Here is a 23,651-nt window from a genome sequence, read left to right as displayed (position 1 = left end):
ATCGCGGATGCCTTATGAGATGGTCGTGAGGCGAAATCTGTTATTTCTGGGATTGTTGGCTGCGCTTGGAGTCGGCATTTGGTCAATCAGAGGTAGCAAGAACGGAGAGAGAGCTGAACTCGGCGAATCTGGTAAAGTGGTGACAAGCAATTCGGCGGTGAATAGTCCAAGAGGATCCGATGTAGCTGCGACAAAGGCAGTAGCGGAGAGTCGGAGACACCCTACGGGACAGGATGAAAATCACCGCCCGGTTGAGAAGACCCGGTTCGACCAAGCGGTGTGGGATTACAAGTCCAAGATCATCGACAGACGCTATGCCGTTGCCGATCTCGTCCGGGACAGGGGCATCGTCGAACGCTCCGGAGGAATTGCCTTCGACGAGTCATCGGCACCCAAGACACCGGACGAGCAAACGCAGGTGGTTCAGGACTATACCAAAGCGAAACGGAAACTGAAGGCCGCCGAGCTGATGTTGGAGGCGTTGGAGAGTCTCCGATCCGAAGCAAGGTCCGGGGAATGACCCGATCTTATGCTTCCGAGAACATCTCGCGCGCCGTGTAGGCCATGCCGATGGCGGCTGCCGCGTCACCACCGCTGGCCCACTCGAACTGCGTGGTGACCTTGTCGGGGTCGATCGGACTGTGGCGATAGACGGGCCATGCGCGATCCGCGAAACCTTCCTCGATCCATTCCATGTATTGATCGCGGAACGTGGTTTCCGCCAAACCGCCGCCGATGACGACGAGGCCGGGATCGAACGAGCGGACCATGTCGGCGATGGCGTAGCCGAGGATGAAACCCTGCTGTTTGAAAATTTGAACCGCCAGCGGATCGCCCTTTTCCGCGTAATCCCGCAGCTTGAACGCTTTCTCCTCAACGGGGATTTCCGGGTTGTTCAAAGGATGTTCGGCCCATTCGAGTTTCTCCAACTCGAGGCGCAAACGACGGCGCAAGGCCACGAGGGAGACCCACGCCTCGGCACAACCTTTCAGTCCGCACGAGCAGGTGGGCAGTTGTCCGTCGTCCTCGCGAAACGGCACGCTGATGTGGCCGACTTCCAAAGCCATGCCATTGGCTCCCTCATAACCGCGTCCGCCGGGCATGACGAAACCACCGCCCAGGCCAGTGCCCGGAGCGACTAACAAAAGTCCGCCGAGGTGTTTGTGGCGGAGCGCGTATTCACCCAGAGCCGCGGCATTGCCGTCGTTGGTCATGTAAACCGGAACTCCGGTGCGGGCGGAAAGTTTGCTGCGGATGTCCGTCCCGACCCAGTCTTCTCCGAGATTGGCCCGCCCCCAGATCACGCCGTTGCTGCTTGGAGCCGGCACGTCCAGACCGATGCCGGCGATGGCGCTTTTCTCGATTCCTGCGCCTGCGGCGAGTTGGTCGAGCGCCTTGTCGAGCTGGCCGAAGGTGGCCTCGTAGCCATCCTTCACCTGGCTCCGGACTTCCGTCAACGGGCCCACCTGCTCGGCAAGGTGATTGACCAATACCGCTTTCACCGTGGTGCCGCCGATGTCGAGGCCCGCATAATAGGACGTTTTGTTTGCCATGCCACCAGACTGTTTTCCGCCCCGATAGGTGTCAAGGAATTGGAGGGCGCGGAGGCGCGGCCGTATTTTGACGGATCAAGCCAATTCAGGCTCCGTTTGTCTGCCGCACGTCGGCGGGGGGGAGCGGATTCAATGATCCGGTGATGGCCTGGTGAGAGGGAAATCGAAAGAGGTTTAGCGAGGTTGTGGATATCTGTTAGCATAACTCTTTGCTATGGGCGTGTGTCAACCGGACCGCCTTGAGAGGGGTCTCACGTGGTCATGTTAGAATTCGTGCGTTTCGCACGGGCGAACCCGGAATCCTTTGTTTTACAAGGGATTTTTGCCTTTGTTGGGGTATTCCACTACAAGCACCTGCAAGTGATCTGTTCGCCCCCCCCAATCGGGTCGATTCATTCAATGATTTTGACAGCCGCTCGGAAATCCCATTTTGATGACCCGTCAAATCCAAAAGTATCCGCATCCAAGCCTCAGTGAAGTGCTTCCGCGCGATATGTTTCAAACCCCGAAAAACTAAAATCCAGCATATGAAGCTCACTCGTAATCCATTCGTCATCGGCTCAACCCTCGCCGCGTTTTTCCTGTCCTACACCGGTAGCCATGCAGCGGGTATCTGGGACGGCGGTGGCGAACTCACTCCAACCACTCCCGGCAATTACGATACCGCAGCCAACTGGGATAACAACGCGGTCCCGGGTGCCATCAACGTCAACGTCACCAACGGCGGAACGATTTTGGTCACCACCAACCACACGACCAATGACATTCTGGCAGGCACGAACACCAATTCGACAGGGACTTGGACACAGTCGGCAGGCGTGGTTACGATGGGAGGGGGATGGTTCCGCCTTGGAACAGCAGCTGGAGCGTCCGGAACCTACAATCTGAGCGGCGACCCCGCAGTGGTTAAGCTCACCACGGTGGGACGGATCAGCATCGGTGAGAATTCCGGTACTACCGCAGGCAACAGCGCGGTGAATATCAGCGGGGGGACTTGGACCAATAACGGCGCTCAACTTACGGTGGGTGGAGAATCGAACGGCGGGGGAGGTGTGGGACGGGCCACATTGTCGCTTTCCGGAAACGGAGTTATCACCAACAACAGCGAGCTTTGGATCGGTCAGAACACGGGCAGCGTCGGCGTCTTCAACATGAGCGCCGGCACGGTCTCTCAAGTGGGCTGGGTTGCCGTCGGACGCGGCAATGGCACTGGCACGATGAATATGACTGGAGGTAACTTCACGAAAACCGTCGCCAACACGAACGCCACCATTATTGGTGCGAGCGGTGCTGGAACTCTCAATCAAACTGCGGGCGCAATCAGCGTTTTGAACGGCGAGACGTGGGTCGGTGAAACGAAAGCCGGCGTCTGGACCATGTCCGGAGGCACAGCGGGTGTTCTTGTGCTGAACGTGGGCCAAGACGCGGCTGGAACAGGCACACTCACCCTCCAGAATGCGGCAAGCGGATTGACGGGTGCGTTGGCGAACGGTGGCGGCACCGAGGTTCTTACTGCGACCGCTGTAACGATCGGCAGACTTGCCACGTCCACAGGAACGATCAACCTCGATGGTGGCACGCTGGCGGTGAATACGGTGGCCAAAGGAGCCGGAACCGGCACTTTCAATTTCAACGGCGGTAAATTGCAGGCCCGGACAGCCACCGCCACATTCATGGGCGGTCTCACCAATGCTTTCGTCAAGGCCGGTGGCGCGGTCATTGATACCAACGGCAACGCCGTTACCATCAGCCAGGCTCTGCTCAATAACGGAGGCGGCGGACTTACCAAACAAGGAACCGCAGCCCTGACCTTGTCCGGTGCCAACACCTTCACCGGTGACACGGTTGTCAGCGCGGATTCCCTGATCCTGGCAAACGCCACCGCTCTCGGGGGGTCTACCCTCAATTACAACAACCAGGGCGGAACCGTTTCGTTCGGAGCCCTCGCGGCGACCACCTTCGGAGGTCTCAAGGGCTCCCAACCTCTCGCCCTCACCAACGCCAGTCTGGCTAGCGTCGCGCTGACCGTTGGCAACAACAACACCAACAGCACCTACGACGGTGTCCTCAGTGGCAGTGGATCGCTGATCAAAAATGGAACCGGTTCGCTGACGCTGACGAACGCGACGAACAGTTTCACCGGAGGTGTGACGGTTTCCGCCGGATCCCTGATTGTTCCTAACAGCACCGCTTTGGGCACTACCGCCAAGTTGATCGATGTCAGCAACGGAACTGCCGGAAATGTCCAACTCCACCTGAATGGCAGCGGCGGCAGCGTGAATCTCCCGGGCACCTTCACCTACTCCACCTCCAACACCGCGGGCACGATCTTCAACGATGCCGGAACCAACTCGATCGCCGGCCAGATCAACATGGTCGCCGGTGGTGGCGGCACCAACATTCAATCGGACGCCGGATCATTGACGGTTTCGGCTAATATCACCGCTACGACAGGTACACGCTCCCTGGCCCTGCAAGGTGTCAGCGACGGGACGGTCAGCGGGATGATTTCCGATGGCGCAACCTCCGGATTGCCGCTCACCAAAAACGGCGCTGGAACCTGGTTGCTGTCCGGCCTCAACAGTTACACCGGAATTACCACGGTGAACGCAGGAACGCTGCGGGCGGGCATCGCCCAGTCCGGCATTACCGGAGCTCTCGGCTTTAACTCGGCAGTGGTCCTGGCCAACACCGCCGGCGCGGTCCTTGATCTCAATGGTTTCGATACCACCATCGGCTTCCTCGGCGGGGGCGGTGCGGCCGGAGGAAATGTCGCGCTTGGCGCCGGATATCTAACCACCGGCCTGCTCAATAACGCCGCAACCTATGCCGGCGTGATTGGCGGCACCGGCGGCCTGATCAAGGAGGGAAGCCAGGCGCTTTCTCTAACGAATGCCAGCACTTACACCGGAGCGACCACCATCAATGATGGCACGCTCACCCTTGACCACAGCGGTGCCAACCTCGGCGCCCTCGGCGGGACGGCCGTCAACGTCAGTGGCAGCGGCACCTTGCTGGTAAAGGGCAATACCAACATCGGTGTCACCGCCGCCGGGACATTGGCCTCAAGCAATACGGTGAGTCTTCAGGATACCACCATCAACACCCTAACGGTCGGTGGTGGCGCGAGCCTCAACAGCTCCGCGCTCAATTTCGATCTGGCGGGCGGAACCGCGGACAAGATCATCACCAACGCGACCGGCTCGGTTTCCGGCACCAACACGATCAACCTCAATCTTCTGTTGGGACAATCGGTCACCACCGGCAGCTACACGCTGATCACCGCGCCGGGCGGTCTCGGTTCGGGTGGCTCCGCCTTCACCGTCGGGACCAAGCCCGCGGGCTTCTACAACTACGCGCTGACCTCCTCGACACCGACCGCGGTGGTTCTTTCCATCACCGGAGCAGCCACTCCCGGCACCGCCTACTGGACCGGTAAGGGAAGCGACGGCACGAGCGATAGTAACAACAATTGGAGCAGCGGCTCCAGCATCCCAAAGAGCAACTGGTCAACGACTTTAAACGGGTTAAGCGATCCTCTGCAGGTTCCAGGCGCTTCAACCGATGTCATCTTCACCGCATCGAATGCCGCTGGATCGGGCTTTTTTATCTCACAACTGGACGCTAACTACAGCATCAAGAGTCTGAGCTTCAACACGACTCCCCAGGGCTCCATCACCGATGTTTTCCTGGACACCAATTTCAACACGCTGACTCTAGGTTCCGGCGGAATCACGGTTGCCGCTGCGGATAATTCCAACACCGGCATCGGTGGATCGGGCTCGGTCGTCCTTAACGGCAGCCAAACCTGGTCCAACAACAGTAACTCCAAGCTTCTCGCCGTCAACGCGGGCATCAGTGGCTTCTCGGGTATCACCACACTCACCCTCAATGGAACCGGCACGGGAGGTGTCTCTCTCGACACCATCGGAAACGGCACCGCCACCAGCGTGGGATTGGTTTTCAACCAGGCGGGGGTGACTTCCCTAACCGGTAATAACGGCTTCACCGGCGGAGTTGTCATCTCCAGCGGCACGGTCTCATTGAGCAGCGCGGGCGCCTTCAACACCACGACCCCGAACGCACTGGCCTTCAGCGCCGGCAGCACCGGTCTGTTGCGGATCAACGACCAGAGCGTGACTGTGTCATCCTTGAACACCAACGCCACGGTCGGCACTCCCGTCATCGAGAACTCCGGCGTCAGCCCCGTTGCTCTCACTGACAACGTCGCCGCCGGCACCGACACCTTCGCTGGCGTCCTGCAAGACGGCTCGGGTGGCGGATCGTTCGGTCTGACCAAGGCCGGTGCCGGAACCTTGTCGCTCACCGGTCAAAACACCTACACCGGCACCACTTCCATTAACGCGGGCACACTCACGCTCGGGTCAGCGGAAAACCCCGGCATTTCCGGACCGATGGGCAATTTCGGTCAGGTCGCCTTCGGGGGCGGCATCCTGCAATACTCCGCCTTAAACTTGGTCGATTATTCACCGCGCTTCGCCACCGGGGGAGCCCAGCAGTTCAAGATCGATACCAACGGTCAGAACGTGACCTACGCAAGCAACCTGACGGGACCTGGCGGTAACATTCAAAAATACGGAGCCGGCAAGCTCACCCTCACCGGCACGAATTCAACGACACAGAATGTCTTCGGCCACGCCGGTTCGCTGGTCCTCGATACTGCTGCGAAAATCACCACCACCGGATTCGCCAGCATCGGCACTCAAACTGGTGACAGTAGTATTGTCACGGTGAACGGAACCAGCCAGTTGCTAGTGACTGGCGATTTCAACGTCTCGGACGTCACCGGAACCAACGGCGTTCTGAACATTGCCGACACCGCCACGGTAAAGGGAACTACTTTCTACCTCGGCAAGTCCGGCACGGCGACCGGCACTGTCAATCAGACTGGTGGTTCCTTCTCGCCCACCGCCGGAAGCGGTGACTGGCGCATCGGTGGAGCTGCCAGCGCGGCCGACGCCGCGGCCGTCGGAATTTATAACATCTCCAACGGAACCTTCACCACCGCCGCCAACCTGCAGATCGGCGCTTTCGGAAGCGGTGCCATGAACATCAGCGGAACCGCTGCGGTAACTCAAACCGGAGGATTCTTCTCGGTTGGTCGCTTCGCGGGTGGTTACGGCATGCTGGATGTCAACGGAGGCAGCTTCACCTTCAACGTTCCCGGCAACCGCGCGCTGATCGGTGAAACGGGAACAGGCGTTCTCAACGTGAGGGCCGGAACCTTCACCACCACCAGCACCAGTACCACTGCGGCTCTCACCATCGGCAATGACAACAATGTCACCAGCGTCGGCCAAGTGAACCTGACGGGGGGCACGATTAATGCCGCCAGCGTGGGCAAAGTTGGCGCGGCAGCCACCGCCACCTTCAACTTCAACGGCGGCATCCTGAAGGCCAGTGCTGCCAGCGCCACCTACATGACCGGCCTGAACAATGCCTACGTTTATAGCGGCGGTGCGAACATCGATGCCGACGGCAAGGCCATCACCATTGGCCAAGCCCTGCTGTCGCCGGCCGCGACCAGCGGCGTCACGGGAATCTCGATCACGAACGGTGGCACCGGTTACAACACCGCTCCAATCATCAGGATCACCGGCGGCGGTGGCACCGGCGCAACCGCCGTGGCGACCATCAATCCAGTCACTAACGAGATCAACAGCATCACCGTCACCAACCCGGGCGTCGGCTACACCAGCACCCCCACCGTCGTCCTGGTCAATGGCCTCAGCGGCGGCACCGGTGCAACGTTCAGTCCCACCGTCGCGGCTAACACCTCCGGTGTTCTCATCGCATCTTCCACCACCGCGGGCGGTGTCATCACCCTCACCGGTGCCAACACCTTCACCGGCGACACCACCATCAACACCGGCACCACCCTCCAGCTTGGAAACGGCACCACCGGCAATGATGGAACCATCCTCAGTGCCACGATCACCAATAACGGCACCCTGACCTATAACAGGTTCGGCGCGCTTTCCTTCGGCGGCACCATCAACGGCACCGGTGGAGTCTCCAAGTTGGGCGGCGGAACGCAGACACTCACCGCAACCAACACCTATACCGGTGTCACCACCGTGGGCGGTGGTGTCCTTAGTGTGGCAAGCCTTCAAAACGGCGGGGTCAACAGCAACATCGGCGCCTCCACCGCGGCTTCGGCAAACCTCGTGTTCGGTGGAAACGGCTCGCTGCTCTACACCGGTCCAACCCTCGTCACCGATCGTGGTTACACGGTCGGCGCGGGTGGTGGCGGCATCGATCACGCGAACGATGTTACCTTCAGCGGCCAGATCCTGTCCACCGCCACCGGCTCCTTCACCAAGAATGGCGCGGGAACCTTGAACTACACCTACACCGGCGGCACCAACGCCCTGACCGGTGGCAATGTCGGCAACGGCCTCGGTTACATCGTCAACAACGGCTTGGTCAATCTCGGTGGCACCGCCGGCTCGCCACTCGCCCAGACCAATACCATCACTGGCGAGCTGAGTATCGGCACCATCGCCACCGGCTCATCACCCGCTGCGGAGGTCAGGATCAACGGCGGCACGACCAACGTCACCAGCTACATCGGTGTCGGCCGTGGAAACGGAACCAACAACGCGGCGACTGCTCTAACGGTCAATAACAACGCGGCGGTCACCAGCGGCAACTTCGCCATCGGCTATGCCAACGGCCTTGCCGGTTTCACCTCCTCGCCGACCGTCACTTTCAACGGCTCTTCGACCTACATCGATAACGGTGTTTTCACCGTGGGTGAATCCGCGAACGGCGCGGGCGGCGTTTCCACCGTCAACGTGAACGGCACCGCATCGATCACTTTGACCGGTGGCGTTGCGAATGCGGTGAGCATCGGATTCAGCGGTCTGGCCGAATTCCATCAAAACGGTGGCAGCGTCACTTCGACCAGCCTGACCAACGGCATCGTCACCCTCGCCCGCAATGGCGGCACCGGCACTTACTTCCTCGACGGAGGAACGCTGAGCGCTCCGGCGGTGGCCAAGGGAGCGGCTGGAACCGGAATCTTCAACTTCAATGGCGGCACTCTGTCTCCCATCGCGCCTTCGGCCACCTTCATGCAAGGTTTGACCCGGGCCAATGTCCGGAATGGCGGAGCGATCGTCAATACGGCCGGTTCCGGCATCACCATCGGCCAGGCGCTCGTCCACTCCGATGTGATCGGTGATGCGGCGATTGACGGCGGTCTAACCAAGCAGAGCTCCGGAGTGCTCACCATGACCGGGGTTAACAGCTACACCGGTGACACCACGGTCAACGGCGGCACCCTCGAACTGACATCCAATGTCAGCCTCGGGAACCTCGCCGATGTGAAACTGGCCACCGGGACCGTCCTCAAGCTCAGCTATCCCGCTCCCGATCTTGCCACGCCGGATGTCGTTTCCCACTTCTACATCAACGGATTGGCACAGGCCGCCGGAATCTGGAGCCGTGTGGGTGGAGCCGCAGTCAACCAGTCTACCCTGATCCAGGGCGACGGATTGCTCAGTGTCACCAACGGACCAGCAACTACCCCTTATGACAGCTGGGCCACCACGACCAAGGGTCTATCAGGCGGAAACGCGGCGGCCGGTGCCGACCCGGATTCCGACGGCAGCAACAACCTGGCGGAATTCATCCAGGGCGGTGAGCCGAATCCTGCCAATCCAAATGCAGGCACCACACCACCGGCACCTGCGGTCAGCACCAGCGGAGGCAATCACATCTTCTCCTTCCGCCGGACCCAACTCGCGTTGACCCAGCCTGGTTTGACCATCGCCTATGAATATGGTTCCAACCTCACTGGATGGACCGTCGCAGTTCATGGAGTCAACGGCATCACCATCACCACCACGACCGACGGCTACGGTGCCGGCGTTGACAAGGTCGATGTTTCCATCCCGGACTCCCTCGCACCGGTCGGCACGCGCTTCGCCCGCCTCCACGGTTCGCAACCTTGATCCGGATTCGTCCGGTTTAAAACCGGCCCTCCTCGATGCTCTACACCGGGCATCGGGGAGGGCCTTTTCATTTCTCTGAAAATCATCGGCGGACTAACCGTATTCTTTCTAACATTAATCCGGCCTGACATCACACCAGCCGCCGGACCACCGCACCGAGAGCTCTACTTGATAGAGTTCCCTCAGGCGTTCGCGGGTGATGATTTCCCGTTTGTTTCCATCCGCGAAAACCCGGCCGTTTTTCAACAGGGTCACCCGTCCGATTTCCGGCGGAATCTCGCCGGGGTGATGGGTTACCAGAACGAGGTCGCGTCCCGTCTGCATCAGGGATCTCAAGGTGGATCCGAGTTGAAGGGCTGCTGAAAAATCCAAGGCGGTCGAAGGTTCGTCGAGCACAAGAACCTCGGGTTCATGGACCAGCGCGCGGGCGATGAGAATCCGCCGCCGTTCACCGGACGACAAGGTTCCGAAGCAGCGGTCGGCCAATTCCGCGACACCCATCATTTTCATCGATGCCAGTGCGCGTTCTTTTTCCAGCTTTGAGAACCTCATGTCCCGGGTCCGTCCATAGGCTCCACGAAGAGAGGAAAGAACCGCGTCGCACGCGGTTTCCTCAGGATGGAAACGGCTCACTTCCTCGGGCATGACCACGCCGATCCGGTGGCGGATTTCCATCAGCGACCACAGCTCCTCACCGAACAACCGGCAAGAGGAGAGGGGATTTGCTTCGGGGCGAACCTCGCCGGTCAGCAGTTTGAGAAACGTGCTCTTTCCGGCGCCGTTAGGTCCGAGGATCGCGATACTTTCGCCATGGACCAGGGAGAGCGAAAAGTCGCGCAGTGCGAGGGTGTCGCCCCGCCAGACATTCGCGTTTTTGATTTCGAAAATCGGCTCCACAGGATCACGCCGGAGGATTGCTGATTTTCCGGCGACGCCTGAACAGGATAGGGGCCGCGGCGGCAATGAGCAGAGTCGATGAGGTTTCCGGCACCAGCGTGATGGTCGTGTTGAAAATCGTCGAGTCGGAGGTGCTGTCGCCGGAGTTGCCGGGCCCGAGCACGAAATCGACGAAATCTCCGGCGATCAGGTTCACAGCGCCGAAGTCCACCACGGTCTGTCCGGGAGCCACCAGTGCGTCGAACAGCGATGTGCCGTTCAGCACGATGTGGCAGTCCACCCCGTCAAGCCCGGGGCCGGTCAGCGTGCTTGCCGCATACCAGCTCGAACTGATGTCGTAAACGCCCGTGCTGGGTGCGGTCCAGCGGATGACATTATAGGTGAAGCTGCTGGAATCCGCCATCGGGTGGACGAGAAGGTCGTAAGGATTCAGTCCGCCGGAAACGATCCCGGATGTATTCGCCGCGGTGGTCAGGAAACTGTTCTGCCAGCCTTGGAAGTCTGGATTGCCACCGATCGCGTTGTTATGATCCGAGGTCGCGAAGAGAGTGAGTGTGGTGCTGGCGATAACGTCGCGGTAACCGTAACTCCATTCCGGGACCTTGCCGTTCGGATCAGAAAGTTCCGTGCTCAACGGATTCGGCAAATCCGGCTTTTCATTCGCCACAAAGTCCAGATTGGCAATCCAAGTCGTCGCCGCCTGCAACGGAGTTACGCCGCTCGCAAGAAAGGCAGAAGTGATGAAAACTTTGCTCGATGTCATGGCGTCCGGGGGACGTTGGATAGTTTGAGATTGAAAATCCCTTCCAGTTGAATGTCCGGAATAGCCGCAGACATTGAAGAGGAGTTAGTAAAATTTTTATTGAAAGACAAGAATTATTTATAATTCGGGTGGAATGGAGAAGAAGCAAGCTCACATTTTTTGTGATGAAATTGGCTTGCGAGTTTGGTGGCAAGTCGGCACCGAACTTGCTAAATCCCCGCCACCCCTTATGTCGATCCACGTAGCGCTGCACCATCGGACCAGTTATCAATACGAACGCCCGGTGGGTCATGGCCCCCACGTGGTAAGGCTTCGACCGGCTCCGCATTGCCGGTCGAACGTGCTTGCCTACAGCCTGAAAGTCGGGCCGATGGACCATTTTATCAACTGGCAGCAGGATCCGCAGGCCAACTATCTGGCCCGGGTGATGCTCCCGGAACCGACCAGCCGCTTGGACATCGAGGTGGATCTCGTTGTCGAAATGTCGGTTCAGAATCCTTTCGATTTCTTCCTCGAGCCCTTCGCCGAGGAATTTCCGTTTCAATACGCCGCGGATCAGGCGCACGAACTCGCCCCGTTTCTCGCCCGCGAGAAAGCCGGTCCGCTGCTTTCGAAGCAGATTGATCGTTTTAAAAATAAAAAAGGCCGGACCATCGATGTGCTGGTGGAAATAAATGCCGCGCTTCAGGACGCCATCGGATATCGAATCCGCATGGAGCCAGGCGTGCAAACGCCCGAGGAAACGCTCGAATTGGCGTCCGGTTCCTGCCGCGACTCCGCCTGGCTGTTGGCGGTCCTGTTGCGCCACGTCGGATTGGCGAGCCGGTTTGTCTCGGGTTATTTGATCCAGTTGAAGCCGGACGTGAAATCCCTCGACGGGCCGGTCGGTTCGGAAATCGATTTCACCGACCTCCACGCGTGGACCGAAGTTTATCTACCAGGTGCCGGCTGGATCGGTTTCGATCCCACCTCCGGCCTGCTCGCCGGGGAAGGGCACTTGCCACTGGCGTGCTCGCCGGATCCCTCGAGCGCCGCTCCGGTTACCGGCTGCGTCGAGCCGTGCGAATCCGAGATGGAGCACGAAATGACCGTCACCCGGATTTACGAATCTCCCCGCACCACGCTTCCTTACACCGAGGAGCAATGGCAGGAAATTCTCCGTATCGGTCACAAGATCGACGAGGATCTCGACGCGATGGATGTCCGTCTCACCATGGGCGGCGAACCGACCTTCATCTCGATGGACGACTTCGACGGCGACGAGTGGAACAATGCGGCGAATGGACCGACCAAACGGATTCTATCAGGCCAATTGATCAAGCGGCTGCGCGCGAAATTCGCTCCCGGCGGGCTGTTGTTTTACGGCCAGGGGAAATGGTATCCCGGTGAAATGCTGCCGCGCTGGTCGTTGGGCTGCTATTGGCGCAAGGACGGCCAGCCGATCTGGGAAAACGACTCGCTCATCGCCGACGAATCCCACGACTATAAACACGACGCCACCCACGCGAAACGTTTTGGCACCGCTCTAACCGGTGCTCTCGGCGCAGATCCCAAGTGGATGATCCCGGCCTACGAAGACTCGCTGTATTACATGTGGCGCGAAAAGCGTTTGCCGGACAATGTCGATCCGCTGAAATCCAATCTCAAGGACAAGCTCGAACGCGAACGCCTGACCCGTTTGTTCCAACAGGGACTCGACGAGGTCGTCGGTTACGCGATTCCGCTGGAACGCCGGATGACCGCGCAGGGCCTCCGCTGGACCACCGGCCCGTGGTTCCTCCGCGATGAGAATCTCTATCTGTTACCCGGTGATTCGGCGATGGGCTACCGCCTGCCGCTCGACTCGCTGCCGTGGGTTCTGGAATCGGAATATCCGTGGCATGTGCCGCAGGACCCGACACGCCAGGTTTCGAGTTTTCCGCCTGCGCCCGGCACGATCCTCGCCCATCAGCGGCGCGAGATGGAAGCAACCACCGCGCGCCTAACATCCCGGCTGGACCGCGAGGGCGAGAACTCCGCCGCGAACCGACCTTGGGAACGCAAACCCGGAGAACAGGAGTCCGCGTCGTGGATCACCCGCAGCGCGCTCTGCATCGAGCCGCGCGACGGACGTCTGCACATTTTCCTCCCGCCGGTGGACGATACCGAGGATTTCCTCGACCTCGTCGCCACCATCGAACTCACCGCCGAATCGTTGGGAATGCCGGTGATTCTCGAAGGCACGCCGCCGAGTTTCGACTCGCGGCTCAGTGTGGTCAAAGTTACGCCGGACCCGGGTGTCATCGAGGTGAATCTCCACCCCGCAGCGTCGTGGGATGAGCTGGTCGCCAACACCTCCACACTTTATGAGGAGGCGCATCTCTGCCGTCTGGCGACCGAGAAATTCATGGTCGATGGCCGCCATTGCGGCACCGGCGGCGGCAACCATATCATCATCGGCGGCGAAACTCCGTCGGACAGCCCGTTGCTGCGCCGTCCCGATTTGTTGCGGAGCATGATCACCTTCTGGAATCATCACCCGTCGCTCAGTTATCTGTTCTCCGGTTTGTTCGTCGGTCCCACCTCGCAGGCTCCGCGGATCGACGAGGCCCGCAACGACTCAATTCACGAACTGGAAGTGGCCTTCAAGACGCTCGAAGGCGATGGCAAATCGCTCCCCTGGCAGGTGGACCGCGCATTCCGAAATCTTCTAATCGACCCTACCGGAAACACCCACCGCGCCGAATTCTGCATCGACAAGCTATACAGCCCCGACAGTTCGACCGGGCGGTTAGGGTTGTTGGAAATGCGGAACTTCGAAATGCCGCCGCACTATCAGATGAGCCTTGCCCAGCACCTCGTGCTGCGGGCTTTGGTATCGCGTTTCTGGCGCGAGCCTTACACCAAGCCGCTGGTCCGTTGGGACAGCGAAATCCACGACCGCTGGATGCTGCCGCATTACGTTTGGAATGATTTCTGCGATGTTCTATCCGATTTGCGCGAGCAAGGTTATTGGATCGAGGAGGATTGGTTCGCGCCGCATTTGGAATTCCGTTTCCCGAGAATCGGCGAGTTTGTCCAACGCGGTGTCGAAGTGGAAATGCGCCACGCCATCGAACCTTGGCACGTCCTCGGCGAAGAAGGCGGAGCGGGTGCGGCCGTGCGCTATGTGGACAGCTCCGTGGAGCGAATGCAGGTCATGGTCAAAGGGCTGACGGGCGAACGCCATGTCCTCACTTGCAATGGAAACAAAATCCCGCTGCATCCGACCGGCACTCACGGCGAATTCGTCGCCGGGGTTCGCTATCGCGCGTGGCAGCCGCCGAATTGCCTCCACCCGACGATTCCGGTCCACACGCCGCTGGTTTTCGACCTTGTCGATACGTGGAACGACCGCTCGATGGGCGGATGCACCTACCACGCCTCCCATCCCGGCGGTCGGAGTCACGACAGTTTCCCGGTGAATTCCTACGAAGCGGAGGCCCGTCGGCTTGCCCGGTTCTTCGAGCACGGCCATACCGGCGGAAAAATGACCGCCCGCGAGGCACCTTTGAGCCCTGATTTTCCCTTCACGCTGGACTTGCGGATGATCCCATAGAGCCTGTTTTGAGTCGTTCGCGACGAACCTCGATTTCATGGCCGACAGCATCCGCTTCAATCAACAATCTTCCTCATCTCAGGCGAGTCCTGAGATGCCCCCTGTTGCTTGGGATGAGATGAGCGATGCCCGCGGCGAATACCGGCCGCATTGGCATGGACTCAGCCAGAAAATCCATCGCTGGAGCGCCGAGGAACGGAATTCCATGGCCTCCGCCGCGAACCGGATGATCGAGGATCTTGGCACGACCTTCAACGTTTACAGCGATGTGGGCGGGGTTGGGCAGCCCTACGAACTGGACCCGATTCCGCTGATGGTTTCGGCCGCCGACTGGGCGCAGGTTTCGGCCGGATTGGCCCAGCGCATCCGTTTGATCGATGCCGTGTTGGCGGACATCTACGGCCCGCAGGATTTGTTGAAACAGGGCCTGCTGCCACCCGATCTGGTGCATTCCAGCCCGGCGTTTCTCCAGTATTCCCGCGGCATCCAGCCGACCGGCGGACGTTTCCTTGTGACCACCGGCTGCGATCTTGTCCGCACCGCCAACGGCCAATGGACCGTGCTCAGGGATCATACTTCCGCGCCGGGCGGTCTCGGCCAGGTTCTGGAAAACCGCAACGTTACTTCCAACCTTCTATCCGATCAGTTCGAAAGCCTCCGCATCGCGCGCCTTGGTGCGTTTTTCGATTTGGAACGCAGCACGCTCGAATCGCTCCTGCCGACCCGCGGCGAAATGCCCAACGTGGTCTTCCTGACCCCCGGTTTCCGCCATCCGTCGTATTTCGAACATGCCTACAAGGCGCGGTTGTTAGGGTTTCCGCTGGTCGAACCCGCCGATCTAACGGTCCGCGAGCGGCGGCTGTTTTTGAAGACTCTGGCAGGTCTGCGCCGCATCGATGTGGTGGCCAGCCGGATCAATGAGGACACCCTCGATCCGCTCGAACATTGGGGATTGGGTGGTGGAGGCGTGCCGGGCATGATCGAAGCATGGCGGACGGGAAACGTCGCGCTCGCGAATGCTCCCGGTGCCGGATTCGCCACGACGCCAGCACTGATGCCGTTCCTTCCCGGAATTTGTCGCAAGTGGTTTGGCGAGGAAATCAAACTGCCCTTCGTGGAGACTTGGTGGCTGAGCCAGCCCGATGTGCGCCGCCGCGTGGTCGATCAGCTGCACCGCTACGTCCTGCTTTCGGCCTTCAATCGCGACCGCCTCCTGCCGATCCGCTGCGCCAGCCTGTCTCCCGCCGCCCGCAAGCAGTGGATCGCCACGATCGAGGAACGGCCGTTTGATTTTGTCGCCCAGTTGGATGTGATGCCCAGCGTGGCTCCCTCGTTAGAGCCCCGTGGCATCCGCCAGCGTCCGGTGATCTGGCGGGCGTTCACCGTCAATGCGAAGAGCGGCCCTGTTGCCTTGCCTGGCGGACTTGCCAAGGTCGGAAAAACCGCGCAAGCCCCGCAGATGTGGCCGAGGCATGCCGGATTCACCAAGGATGTCTGGATTTCCGACGAAGCGGTGGGCACTGCTCTGAAGTCCGAGGTGAAAATCACCACGGCGGCGAAGGGGCATCAGCCGTCGGCGCTGGAAATTCCGAGCCGCATCGCCGAGCAGTTGTTCTGGGTCGGCCGGTATTCGGAACGCATCGAGATGGCCACCCGGCTGCTGCGCGTCACGCTGCGCAATCTAACGGGAGAGGCCGGACGTCTCCAGCAACAGCAGCTCGCCGCTTGTCTAACTCTCATCCGCGGCTGCGGCCTGCTGCCGAAGGATGTGATCATTCATCCGACGCTGACTTTGAAAATCCTCGCGGGACTGATCCACGACGAGTCGGCCCGCGGCGGAATTCCGAGTCTGACGCGTTCTTTGCTGTTGAACGCCGCCGCCGCCCGCGACCGTTTGTCGGACGACACCTGGCGCTTTTTCAACCGTCTGGAAAACGTCATCCATGCTCCTCCCGGCTCGCCCGGAACCTCGGATCTCCTGCGCACGCTCGATAGCCTGATTCTCCATCTATCAGCCATTGCCGGGATGCAGGCGGAAAACATGACCCGCGGCCAGGGCTGGCGGTTTCTCGAAGTCGGCCGCCGCGTTGAACGAGCTCTCGGTGCCGTCTCGCTGCTTCGGACGGCGGCAGGGCAGGGGGCGGGCGAAACCGCGGTGCTCGATCCTTTGTTGGAGACCTGTGACAGCGTGATGACCTACCGCCGCCGTCACTTTTCACGGCCGCGTCTCGATGCGGTCATCGACCTGATTTTCTTCGACGCCACCAATCCGCGCGCGGTGGCCTATCAGATCGGTATCCTCGACCACGAAATCACCCGGTTTCCCGGCGATCCGGAATTCGGCCTTCTGCCGAAGATCCGCGAGCATCTGCTGGGACTGGACGAAAGATTCGCGAACCCGGCTCCGCCCGCCGCAGGGGAGTTGGAAGGGCTGTTTTCGCGGCTGGAAGTCTTCGCCGACATGCTTACCCAGCATTACTTCAGCCACTCGGTGCGCAGGGTTTACTAACATTTTCGGACATCGTGAAATACCGCCTCACCCATTGCACGAAATACACCTACGAAGGTGCCGTGACGGTCTCGCACCATCTCGCAAGGCTGGCACCGCGGACGCTGCCCGGACAGCGTTGTCCGTGGCACGCGCTTGAGATCCTGCCCATTCCCGTCGGCCGCGGGGTGCATGTGGATTCGTTTGGAAACATCACGTCCTATTTCGAGATCGAGGGAAAGCATGAAGAGTTGGAAGTGACGGCGCGCAGTTTTGTGGAGGTGTTTGCCACGCGCCATCCCGATCCGGCGCTGACCCCCGCCTGGGAATCAGTTAGGGATGCCTGTCAGGCGGAGAAACTGACGCACTGCTCGGAAGCCGGAGCGTTCCGCTTTTCATCGCCGATGGTGCCGATCGGCAACGAGTATAAGACTTACGTGTTGCAGGATTTTCCTCCGGGCCGCCCGATCCTTCAGGCGGTCGTCGCGCTAACAGCCCGGGTTTTCAAGGAGTTCAAATTCGATCCCCGGGCGACCGATGTCACGACACCGGTTTCGGACGTTTTCAAGAACCGCGCCGGGGTTTGTCAGGATTTCGCCCACCTCATGTTGGCCTGTCTCCGCTCGATCGGCCTTCCGGCGCGATACGTCAGCGGCTACCTCGAAACCGCGCCGCCGCCGGGCAAAGCGAAGCTCACCGGCGCCGATGCCTCGCACGCGTGGATCTCGGTTTTTTGTGGTGAGGTCGCTGGCTGGATCGATACGGATCCCACGAACAATCTCATCCCCGGCGAGCGCCACATCACCGTCGCCTGGGGCCGCGATTTCTCGGATGTCAGCCCGCTGCGTGGGGTGACCCTTGGGGCCGGCGGGCAAAAAATGTCGGTCGCCGTGGATGTCGTGCCGGTAGATGAATAAAGACCGCGGGTTTTGATTCGGAGGTATTGAATTTTCGCGAAATGGCCTTGCGGGTGCGCTATTCAAATGTGCAGCATTTCCGACGTGACCCCCGAACTAGAGAATCTGTTTTCGTTCCTGCGCTTCCCCAGCATTTCGACGGACTCGAACCACGCCGCCGACGTCCGTGCCTGTGCGGACTGGCTTGTGTCCAAACTCAACGGCATGGGGCTGACGACCGAGCTCCATGAGACGCCGAAGCATCCGGTGGTGCTTGCCAGAAATGTCCATGTCGCGGGTCGCCGCACCGTGTTGATCTATGGCCATTATGACGTCCAGCCGGTGGATCCGTTGTCGTTGTGGACCAGCGCTCCCTTCGAGCCGGTCATCCGCGATGGCAAGATCTGGGCGCGGGGTGCCACTGACAACAAAGGCCAAATGATGGCTCACGTGTTAGGCGTTGAGAAGACCCTGCGGGAAAATCAGGAGCTGCCCGTCAATTTGATTTTCCTGTTCGAAGGTGAGGAGGAAATCGGCAGTCCGAACCTCGCGTCGTTCCTGCTCCATCACTGCGATGATTTGAAATGCGATGTCATCGCCATTTCCGACACCGGAATGGTGGCTCCCGGCGTGCCGACCCTCGGCTACGGCCTGCGTGGCATCACCTGCTGCGATGTCATCCTGCGTGGCCCGAAAGGCGATCTTCATTCCGGACTTTTCGGCGGTGCCGTGGCGAATCCTGCCGCCGCACTCGCTCGTCTTGTTTCCAGTCTCCATGCGCTCGACGGCACCGTCACCATCGAGGGCTTCTACGATCAAGTGCGTCCGTTGGAAGCATGGGAACGCGAAATGTGGGCCAATCTCCCCGGCGTGAGCGATGCGGATTTTCTAGCAGTCACCGGTTCGCCCGGCCTCTTCGGCGAACCCGGCTATACGTCCGCCGAGCGCACTTGGGCCCGCCCGACCGCCGAGGTCAACGGCATCGGCGGTGGCTATCAGGGGGAGGGTTCCAAGACGGTTCTTCCCGCAGAAGCCTTTGCCAAACTTTCCTTCCGTCTGGTCCCTGATCAAAGCCCGAAAGACATCATGGAAAAGGTCAAGAGCCACCTCGAATGGCATTGCCCGCCCGGCGTCGAAGTCGAGGTCAAGCCCGGCCATGATGGCAAACCCTACGTCACTGATCCCAACTCGAAATACGGCCTCGCCGCGCAAGCCGCCCTCCGTGCGTCCTTCAATGCCGAGCCGGTTCTCATCCGCGAAGGCGGCAGCATTCCCATCGTACAGACCTTCCGCGACATCCTCGGTTCGGACACGCTGTTGCTCGGCCTCGCCCTGTCCGACGCGCAGATCCACGCACCTAACGAAAACTTCCCGGTTGAGAATTTCGAGGCGGGAATCCGCATGAATCAGGCGCTGCTCAAGGAACTGGCGAAATAAAGAGAACCACGAAAAACACGAAGGATCACGAAATGGAGGAAGAGAAAAAATTGTTTCATTCTGAAGTTGGGATGATCTTGGACGCGGCAATGGAGGTTCATCAGGTGCTGGGTCACGGGCTGCTTGAGAAACCTTATGAAAATGCCTTGGTTTGTGAGTTCGAGCTGAGGACTATTCCCTATGTCCAACAACCTAGATTTCAACTGGATTACAAAGGTCGCTTGATCGGTGAGTTTATACCGGACCTCATCGCCTTCGAGTCAATCGTGGTTGATACCAAAACCATCGACCACATCGGGGATATCGAGATTGCTCAGATGCTCAACTATCTCCGCCTCACGAAGCTCCGTGTAGGCTTCATCATCAATTTCAAACATCGCCGTCTCGAAACACGTCGGATCGTTTTCTGACTTTCGTGTCTCTTCGTGCCTTTCGTGGTTTATCTTCCTCTTCTATTTTTTCCCAATGTCCGATCCCATCACCCCAAAGCTCGACTTCATCCGCGAAATCATCGCGGACGACCTTGCCACCGGCAAACACGCCACCACCATCACCCGCTTTCCGCCGGAACCTAACGGCTACCTGCACATCGGCCACGCCAAGTCGATCTGCCTGAACTTTGGAATCGCTCAGGAACACCCGGGCGCGAAGTGCCACCTCCGCTTCGACGATACAAACCCGGAGAAGGAGGAAACCGAATACGTCGAAAGCATCAAGGCGGACGTGAAATGGCTCGGCTTCGATTGGGGGAAAGATCTCTACTTCGCCAGCGATTATTTCACGTTTTTCCACGACTGCGCCGTCCATCTCATCAAGGAGGGCAAGGCCTACATCGAACAGCAATCCGCTGAGGAAATGCGTGCCTGCCGCGGCAATCTCACCACGCCAGGAACCCCGTCGCCCGGCCGGTCCCGCAGTGTTGAGGAAAACCTCGACCTCTTCGCCCGCATGAAGGCCGGCGAATTCAAGGAAGGCGAATGCGTCCTCCGCGCGAAGATCGACCTCGCCTCGTCGAACATGAACCTGCGCGATCCGGTGCTCTATCGGATCATGCACGCGCACCATCACAACACCGGAGACTCGTGGTGCATCTATCCGATGTATGACTACGCGCATCCGCTGGAAGACGCGTTGGAAAGCATTACCCACTCGCTTTGCACGCTGGAGTTTGAAAACCACCGGCCGCTTTATGACTGGGTCATCGACAACTGCCCGGTGCCGTCCAAGCCGCGCCAGATCGAGTTCGCCCGCCTCAACCTGAGCTACACGATCATGAGCAAGCGCAAGCTGCTCGAACTCGTGCAAAGCGGCCACGTCGGCGGTTGGAACGACCCGCGCCTGCCGACGATCTCCGGTCTCCGCCGGCGTGGTTATCCGCCGGAAGCGGTGGTGCATTTCTGCAAACGCGTCGGCATCACCAAATTCAACGGCACCACCGATGTCGCGCTGTTGGAGTTCGACATCCGCGATTTCCTCAACCACTCGGCGCCCCGCCGCATGGCGGTGCTCGATCCGGTCAAAGTCGTTCTCGAAAATTGGTCTGCCGAACCGCTAACTGCCGTAGAGGTCGCCAATCACCCGCAAAATCCGGAGATGGGCAACCGCAACATCCCGATCTCTAACGAAGTCTGGATCGAGCGCGAGGATTTTATGGAAGTGCCCGAGAAGAAATTCTTCCGTCTTGGGCCGGATCGCTACGTCCGCCTCAAGGGCGGGCACATCATCCGCTGCACCGGATTTGAAAAGGATGCCGATGGCAACATTACCCTCATCAGCGCCGAAATTCTTCCTAACACGGTCGGTGCCGATTCGCCCGAGGGAGTTGTCTGCAAAGCCGCGATCCATTGGGTTGATTGCGTCACAGGCCTTGATGCCGAAGTGAGAATCTACGACCGCCTCTTCACCGTGGAGGATCCCGACGGGGCGGAAGGTGGATTCCTCAGCGTCATCAACCCGGAGTCGCTGAAGGTTCTCACCGCCAAAATCGAGCCATCGCTGGCCACCGTGGAACCCGGCTATTCCTGCCAATTCGACCGCACCGGCTACTTCGTCGCTGATGTCATCGATCACCAAGCCGGCACCAAACCTGTCTTCAACCGCACCGTCGCCCTCAAGGATTCCTGGGTGAAAAAGGGTGGGAGGTGAGGCGGATGAATCCCTATCCACCCGGTCATTGAATCCGATTGCATCGGCTGCTAGGTCTGGCCAGACTGCAAGCATGTTAAAACGCGTGGGCTTAGTTTGTCTGGTGATGCTTGGTCTGGCGACGGTCACGTGGATGTTGTTGGGTCGTATGCGCCATCAGATGGAGGCTCCAAACGATCAAGGAGCCAAGAGTCCTGAGTTGAAATCGTCCGGAATGGATCAGGTGAAGCCAGCGGATTCCGCAGGACAAGTAGTCCAACTCCCCAACGCCGCCGTTGCTGCCCGCGAGAGCTCTCGCCACGCCGGGGATGAGCTTGAGAAAAGCCGCCTGCCAATTCTCGAAAAGGCTATCGCAACTCAGGAGTTGATCGTGGAAGAAAAGCGGTTGGCTTTGGCGGATGTGGTCCGGAAAACCGCTGTCATTTACAAAAAAGGAGAGTCTCTTCCTTTGCCTGAGACCCCTGAGGAGATTGCCAAGCAGCGCAAGGATGGGCAGAGCTATATTGAGGCAAAGCGGGATTTTGAAACGGACCAGAAGTTGTTGGAGGAAATGAAGCTCAAGTTAGCCGATGAGAAAGCGGGATTAGGAAAATAGGGAAGGTAGATCTCCGTTCCTCCTAGGTTGGCTAGCGTGTGATTCTTTAGGGGATTCAGCGATATCCTCGTCCGCGCGACGACAGCTCGGGATTCACCGCAGCACACCACTTTTAGTTATATTATTAACTTTGTGCAACAAAGTTAATGCTTGCGTTCGGCAATGATTTGTCTAACGTCCGTCCATGTTCAAACGCAGCTTCCTGATTTGTCTGGTGCTCGGTGGCCTTGGAGCAGTCATCTGGCTGTCCCTAGGCTACAAGTTGGTGAAGATCGAGGCTGCGACGGCAGTGCAAAGTCGAGAATCGAACCAACCCGCCCGAACCGCAGGTGATTTGTCCGATCAACAGATTCGCGAAGCAGAAGTTCCCGAAAGTGCGCGTCATGCGGCCGGTGAAATCGAGCGGCACCAGCAGTCCGGCCTGGCGGCGTTGGATGAAGCGGTCCGGGATCAGGAGGCGAAAGTGGAAGAGCGACGGAAGGTGCTGGCCACCATCGTCCGCAACAGAGGCATCATCCATCGGGGACAGGATTCATTTTACGGACAGTCCGGAACTGATGAGGATCAGGTTGCGAAAAATGCTCTTCAGACCTACAATGATCTTCAAACGCAAAAGATGCAGCTTGAGAGTCAGATCAACAGTTGATGAACTACGCGGCGGGACTCGATCTGCCGGACAATGCCGTCAAGGTTCTCTATCCGCAATATCTGGAGGCGCAGCGCGAGTTGGACCTTCTCAAGAGGCGGGGGCTCGGTGACAGGCATCCCACGCTGCTGGCCCAGACTGAGCGCGTGGAAGCGATCAAACTCCAAATGAACGAGAGCGTCGTCAACTTGAGAGCCGTATTGCAGGCCCAATTGGAAATGGCCACGGATCGGTTGAAGGGAGTCGAGGCGATGAAGGAGGAGTCTCGTCAGGAAGCGATCAAGCGTGGCCTCGATGCTCAAGACTACGTCGATGCCAAGAGGGACTTCGAAACGGATCAACAGTTGCTGAAGGAAATGAAACTCAAACAGATTTCCGGAAAGGTGAATGAAAAGAGCGGAAAATAAGGAGGGTGGGACTACGGCCCACCCGGGTCGGCGGAACAACAACCTTCCTTAAAAAAGTGTGACGTGATAAGAGGCTGTCTTAAAATTATCTATCAGCCGATTCTGGCGAGCATTCTCTTGCTCATGGACAGATAGATCATTGATTCCGAATGGCTTGTTTTCACCTCGTAGTCTCGCACCAGCCTGCGTGACTGGATGAGCCAGCCGAAGGTCCGCTCAACGATCCAGCGCTTCGGCACCACCTTGAAGCCCTTGATGTCATCGCAAC

15 protein-coding genes are annotated in these 23,651 nt (G+C 59.3%); 11 read left to right on the top strand and 4 right to left on the bottom strand.

Annotated elements, in window-relative coordinates:
• Window positions 1–157 precede the first annotated feature (157 nt).
• Window positions 158–520: a hypothetical protein gene (locus ABIQ96_RS18405; RefSeq protein WP_348216094.1), complete on the top strand. Its 363-nt coding sequence runs from the start codon at window positions 158–160 to the stop codon at window positions 518–520.
• A 7-nt stretch (window positions 521–527) separates the two neighbouring features.
• On the opposite strand, the gene ABIQ96_RS18400 is transcribed toward ABIQ96_RS18405, so the two are convergent.
• A complete protein-coding gene (locus ABIQ96_RS18400; RefSeq protein WP_348216093.1) occupies window positions 528–1,553 on the bottom strand; it encodes an ROK family protein in 1,026 nt (341 codons plus the stop codon).
• A gap of 527 nt (window positions 1,554–2,080) precedes the next feature.
• Between ABIQ96_RS18400 and ABIQ96_RS18395 the strand changes: the two genes are divergently transcribed.
• Complete coding sequence (locus tag ABIQ96_RS18395) at window positions 2,081–9,532, top strand: autotransporter-associated beta strand repeat-containing protein (RefSeq protein ID WP_348216092.1); 7,452 nt, start codon at window positions 2,081–2,083, stop codon at window positions 9,530–9,532.
• A 114-nt stretch (window positions 9,533–9,646) separates the two neighbouring features.
• Here ABIQ96_RS18395 and ABIQ96_RS18390 read toward each other — a convergent pair whose 3' ends face one another.
• Complete coding sequence (locus ABIQ96_RS18390; RefSeq protein WP_348216091.1) at window positions 9,647–10,429, bottom strand: ATP-binding cassette domain-containing protein; 783 nt, start codon at window positions 10,427–10,429, stop codon at window positions 9,647–9,649.
• Between the two features lie 4 nt (window positions 10,430–10,433).
• Window positions 10,434–11,192: a hypothetical protein gene (locus ABIQ96_RS18385; protein WP_348216090.1), complete on the bottom strand. Its 759-nt coding sequence runs from the start codon at window positions 11,190–11,192 to the stop codon at window positions 10,434–10,436.
• A gap of 229 nt (window positions 11,193–11,421) precedes the next feature.
• On the opposite strand from ABIQ96_RS18385, the gene ABIQ96_RS18380 reads away from it, so the two are divergent.
• The 9 genes from ABIQ96_RS18380 to ABIQ96_RS18340 all read left to right on the top strand — a co-directional run bounded on the left by ABIQ96_RS18380 (window position 11,422) and on the right by ABIQ96_RS18340 (window position 23,383).
• Window positions 11,422–14,769 carry a transglutaminase family protein gene (locus tag ABIQ96_RS18380; RefSeq protein WP_348216089.1) on the top strand — a complete coding sequence of 1,116 codons (3,348 nt, stop codon included), beginning with the start codon at window positions 11,422–11,424 and terminating at the stop codon, window positions 14,767–14,769.
• Window positions 14,770–14,806: 37 nt separating this feature from the next.
• Window positions 14,807–17,278, top strand: coding sequence for a circularly permuted type 2 ATP-grasp protein (locus tag ABIQ96_RS18375; RefSeq protein WP_348216088.1), 2,472 nt, complete (start codon window positions 14,807–14,809; stop codon window positions 17,276–17,278).
• Between the two features lie 14 nt (window positions 17,279–17,292).
• The gene (locus ABIQ96_RS18370) at window positions 17,293–18,174 is read left to right on the top strand and encodes a transglutaminase family protein (protein ID WP_348216087.1); all 882 of its coding nucleotides are present in this window, start codon (window positions 17,293–17,295) and stop codon (window positions 18,172–18,174) included.
• 84 nt (window positions 18,175–18,258) lie between these two features.
• Window positions 18,259–19,590, top strand: a complete 1,332-nt coding sequence (locus ABIQ96_RS18365) for a dipeptidase (RefSeq protein WP_348216086.1) — start codon at window positions 18,259–18,261, stop codon at window positions 19,588–19,590.
• A 32-nt stretch (window positions 19,591–19,622) separates the two neighbouring features.
• Entirely contained in the window at window positions 19,623–20,000 is a 378-nt protein-coding gene (locus ABIQ96_RS18360) for a GxxExxY protein (protein WP_348216085.1), read from the top strand.
• Between the two features lie 55 nt (window positions 20,001–20,055).
• The gene (locus ABIQ96_RS18355) at window positions 20,056–21,735 is read left to right on the top strand and encodes a glutamine--tRNA ligase/YqeY domain fusion protein (protein ID WP_348216084.1); all 1,680 of its coding nucleotides are present in this window, start codon (window positions 20,056–20,058) and stop codon (window positions 21,733–21,735) included.
• A 73-nt stretch (window positions 21,736–21,808) separates the two neighbouring features.
• On the top strand, window positions 21,809–22,330 hold the full coding sequence (locus ABIQ96_RS18350) for a hypothetical protein (RefSeq protein ID WP_348216083.1): 522 nt from the start codon (window positions 21,809–21,811) through the stop codon (window positions 22,328–22,330).
• Window positions 22,331–22,514: 184 nt separating this feature from the next.
• Window positions 22,515–22,976 carry a hypothetical protein gene (locus tag ABIQ96_RS18345; RefSeq protein WP_348216082.1) on the top strand — a complete coding sequence of 154 codons (462 nt, stop codon included), beginning with the start codon at window positions 22,515–22,517 and terminating at the stop codon, window positions 22,974–22,976.
• Window positions 22,976–23,383, top strand: a complete 408-nt coding sequence (locus ABIQ96_RS18340) for a hypothetical protein (RefSeq protein WP_348216081.1) — start codon at window positions 22,976–22,978, stop codon at window positions 23,381–23,383. The genes ABIQ96_RS18345 and ABIQ96_RS18340 overlap by 1 nt, the downstream gene beginning before the upstream one ends.
• A 92-nt stretch (window positions 23,384–23,475) precedes the next feature.
• On the opposite strand, the gene ABIQ96_RS18335 is transcribed toward ABIQ96_RS18340, so the two are convergent.
• The coding region (locus tag ABIQ96_RS18335) for a transposase (protein ID WP_348215628.1) at window positions 23,476–23,651 on the bottom strand (176 nt) is incomplete at its 5' end.

The sequence above is a fragment of the Luteolibacter sp. genome, from assembly GCF_039920825.1.
GTDB lineage: Bacteria > Verrucomicrobiota > Verrucomicrobiia > Verrucomicrobiales > Akkermansiaceae > Luteolibacter.
The sequence above is the reverse complement of the archived record's forward strand: the minus strand, read 5'-3'. Positions and strand labels throughout refer to the sequence as shown.

Excerpts from the sequence above, each read along its gene's own strand:
- ABIQ96_RS18400 (WP_348216093.1), bottom strand. The coding sequence starts at position 1,553 with ATGGCAAACAAAACGTCCTATTATGCGGGCCTCGACATCGGCGGCACC.
- ABIQ96_RS18395 (WP_348216092.1), top strand. The coding sequence starts at position 2,081 with ATGAAGCTCACTCGTAATCCATTCGTCATCGGCTCAACCCTCGCCGCG.
- ABIQ96_RS18385 (WP_348216090.1), bottom strand. The coding sequence starts at position 11,192 with ATGACATCGAGCAAAGTTTTCATCACTTCTGCCTTTCTTGCGAGCGGC.
- ABIQ96_RS18380 (WP_348216089.1), top strand. The coding sequence starts at position 11,422 with ATGTCGATCCACGTAGCGCTGCACCATCGGACCAGTTATCAATACGAA.
- ABIQ96_RS18375 (WP_348216088.1), top strand. The coding sequence starts at position 14,807 with ATGGCCGACAGCATCCGCTTCAATCAACAATCTTCCTCATCTCAGGCG.
- ABIQ96_RS18360 (WP_348216085.1), top strand. The coding sequence starts at position 19,623 with ATGGAGGAAGAGAAAAAATTGTTTCATTCTGAAGTTGGGATGATCTTG.
- ABIQ96_RS18355 (WP_348216084.1), top strand. The coding sequence starts at position 20,056 with ATGTCCGATCCCATCACCCCAAAGCTCGACTTCATCCGCGAAATCATC.
- ABIQ96_RS18350 (WP_348216083.1), top strand. The coding sequence starts at position 21,809 with ATGTTAAAACGCGTGGGCTTAGTTTGTCTGGTGATGCTTGGTCTGGCG.
- ABIQ96_RS18345 (WP_348216082.1), top strand. The coding sequence starts at position 22,515 with ATGTTCAAACGCAGCTTCCTGATTTGTCTGGTGCTCGGTGGCCTTGGA.
- ABIQ96_RS18340 (WP_348216081.1), top strand. The coding sequence starts at position 22,976 with ATGAACTACGCGGCGGGACTCGATCTGCCGGACAATGCCGTCAAGGTT.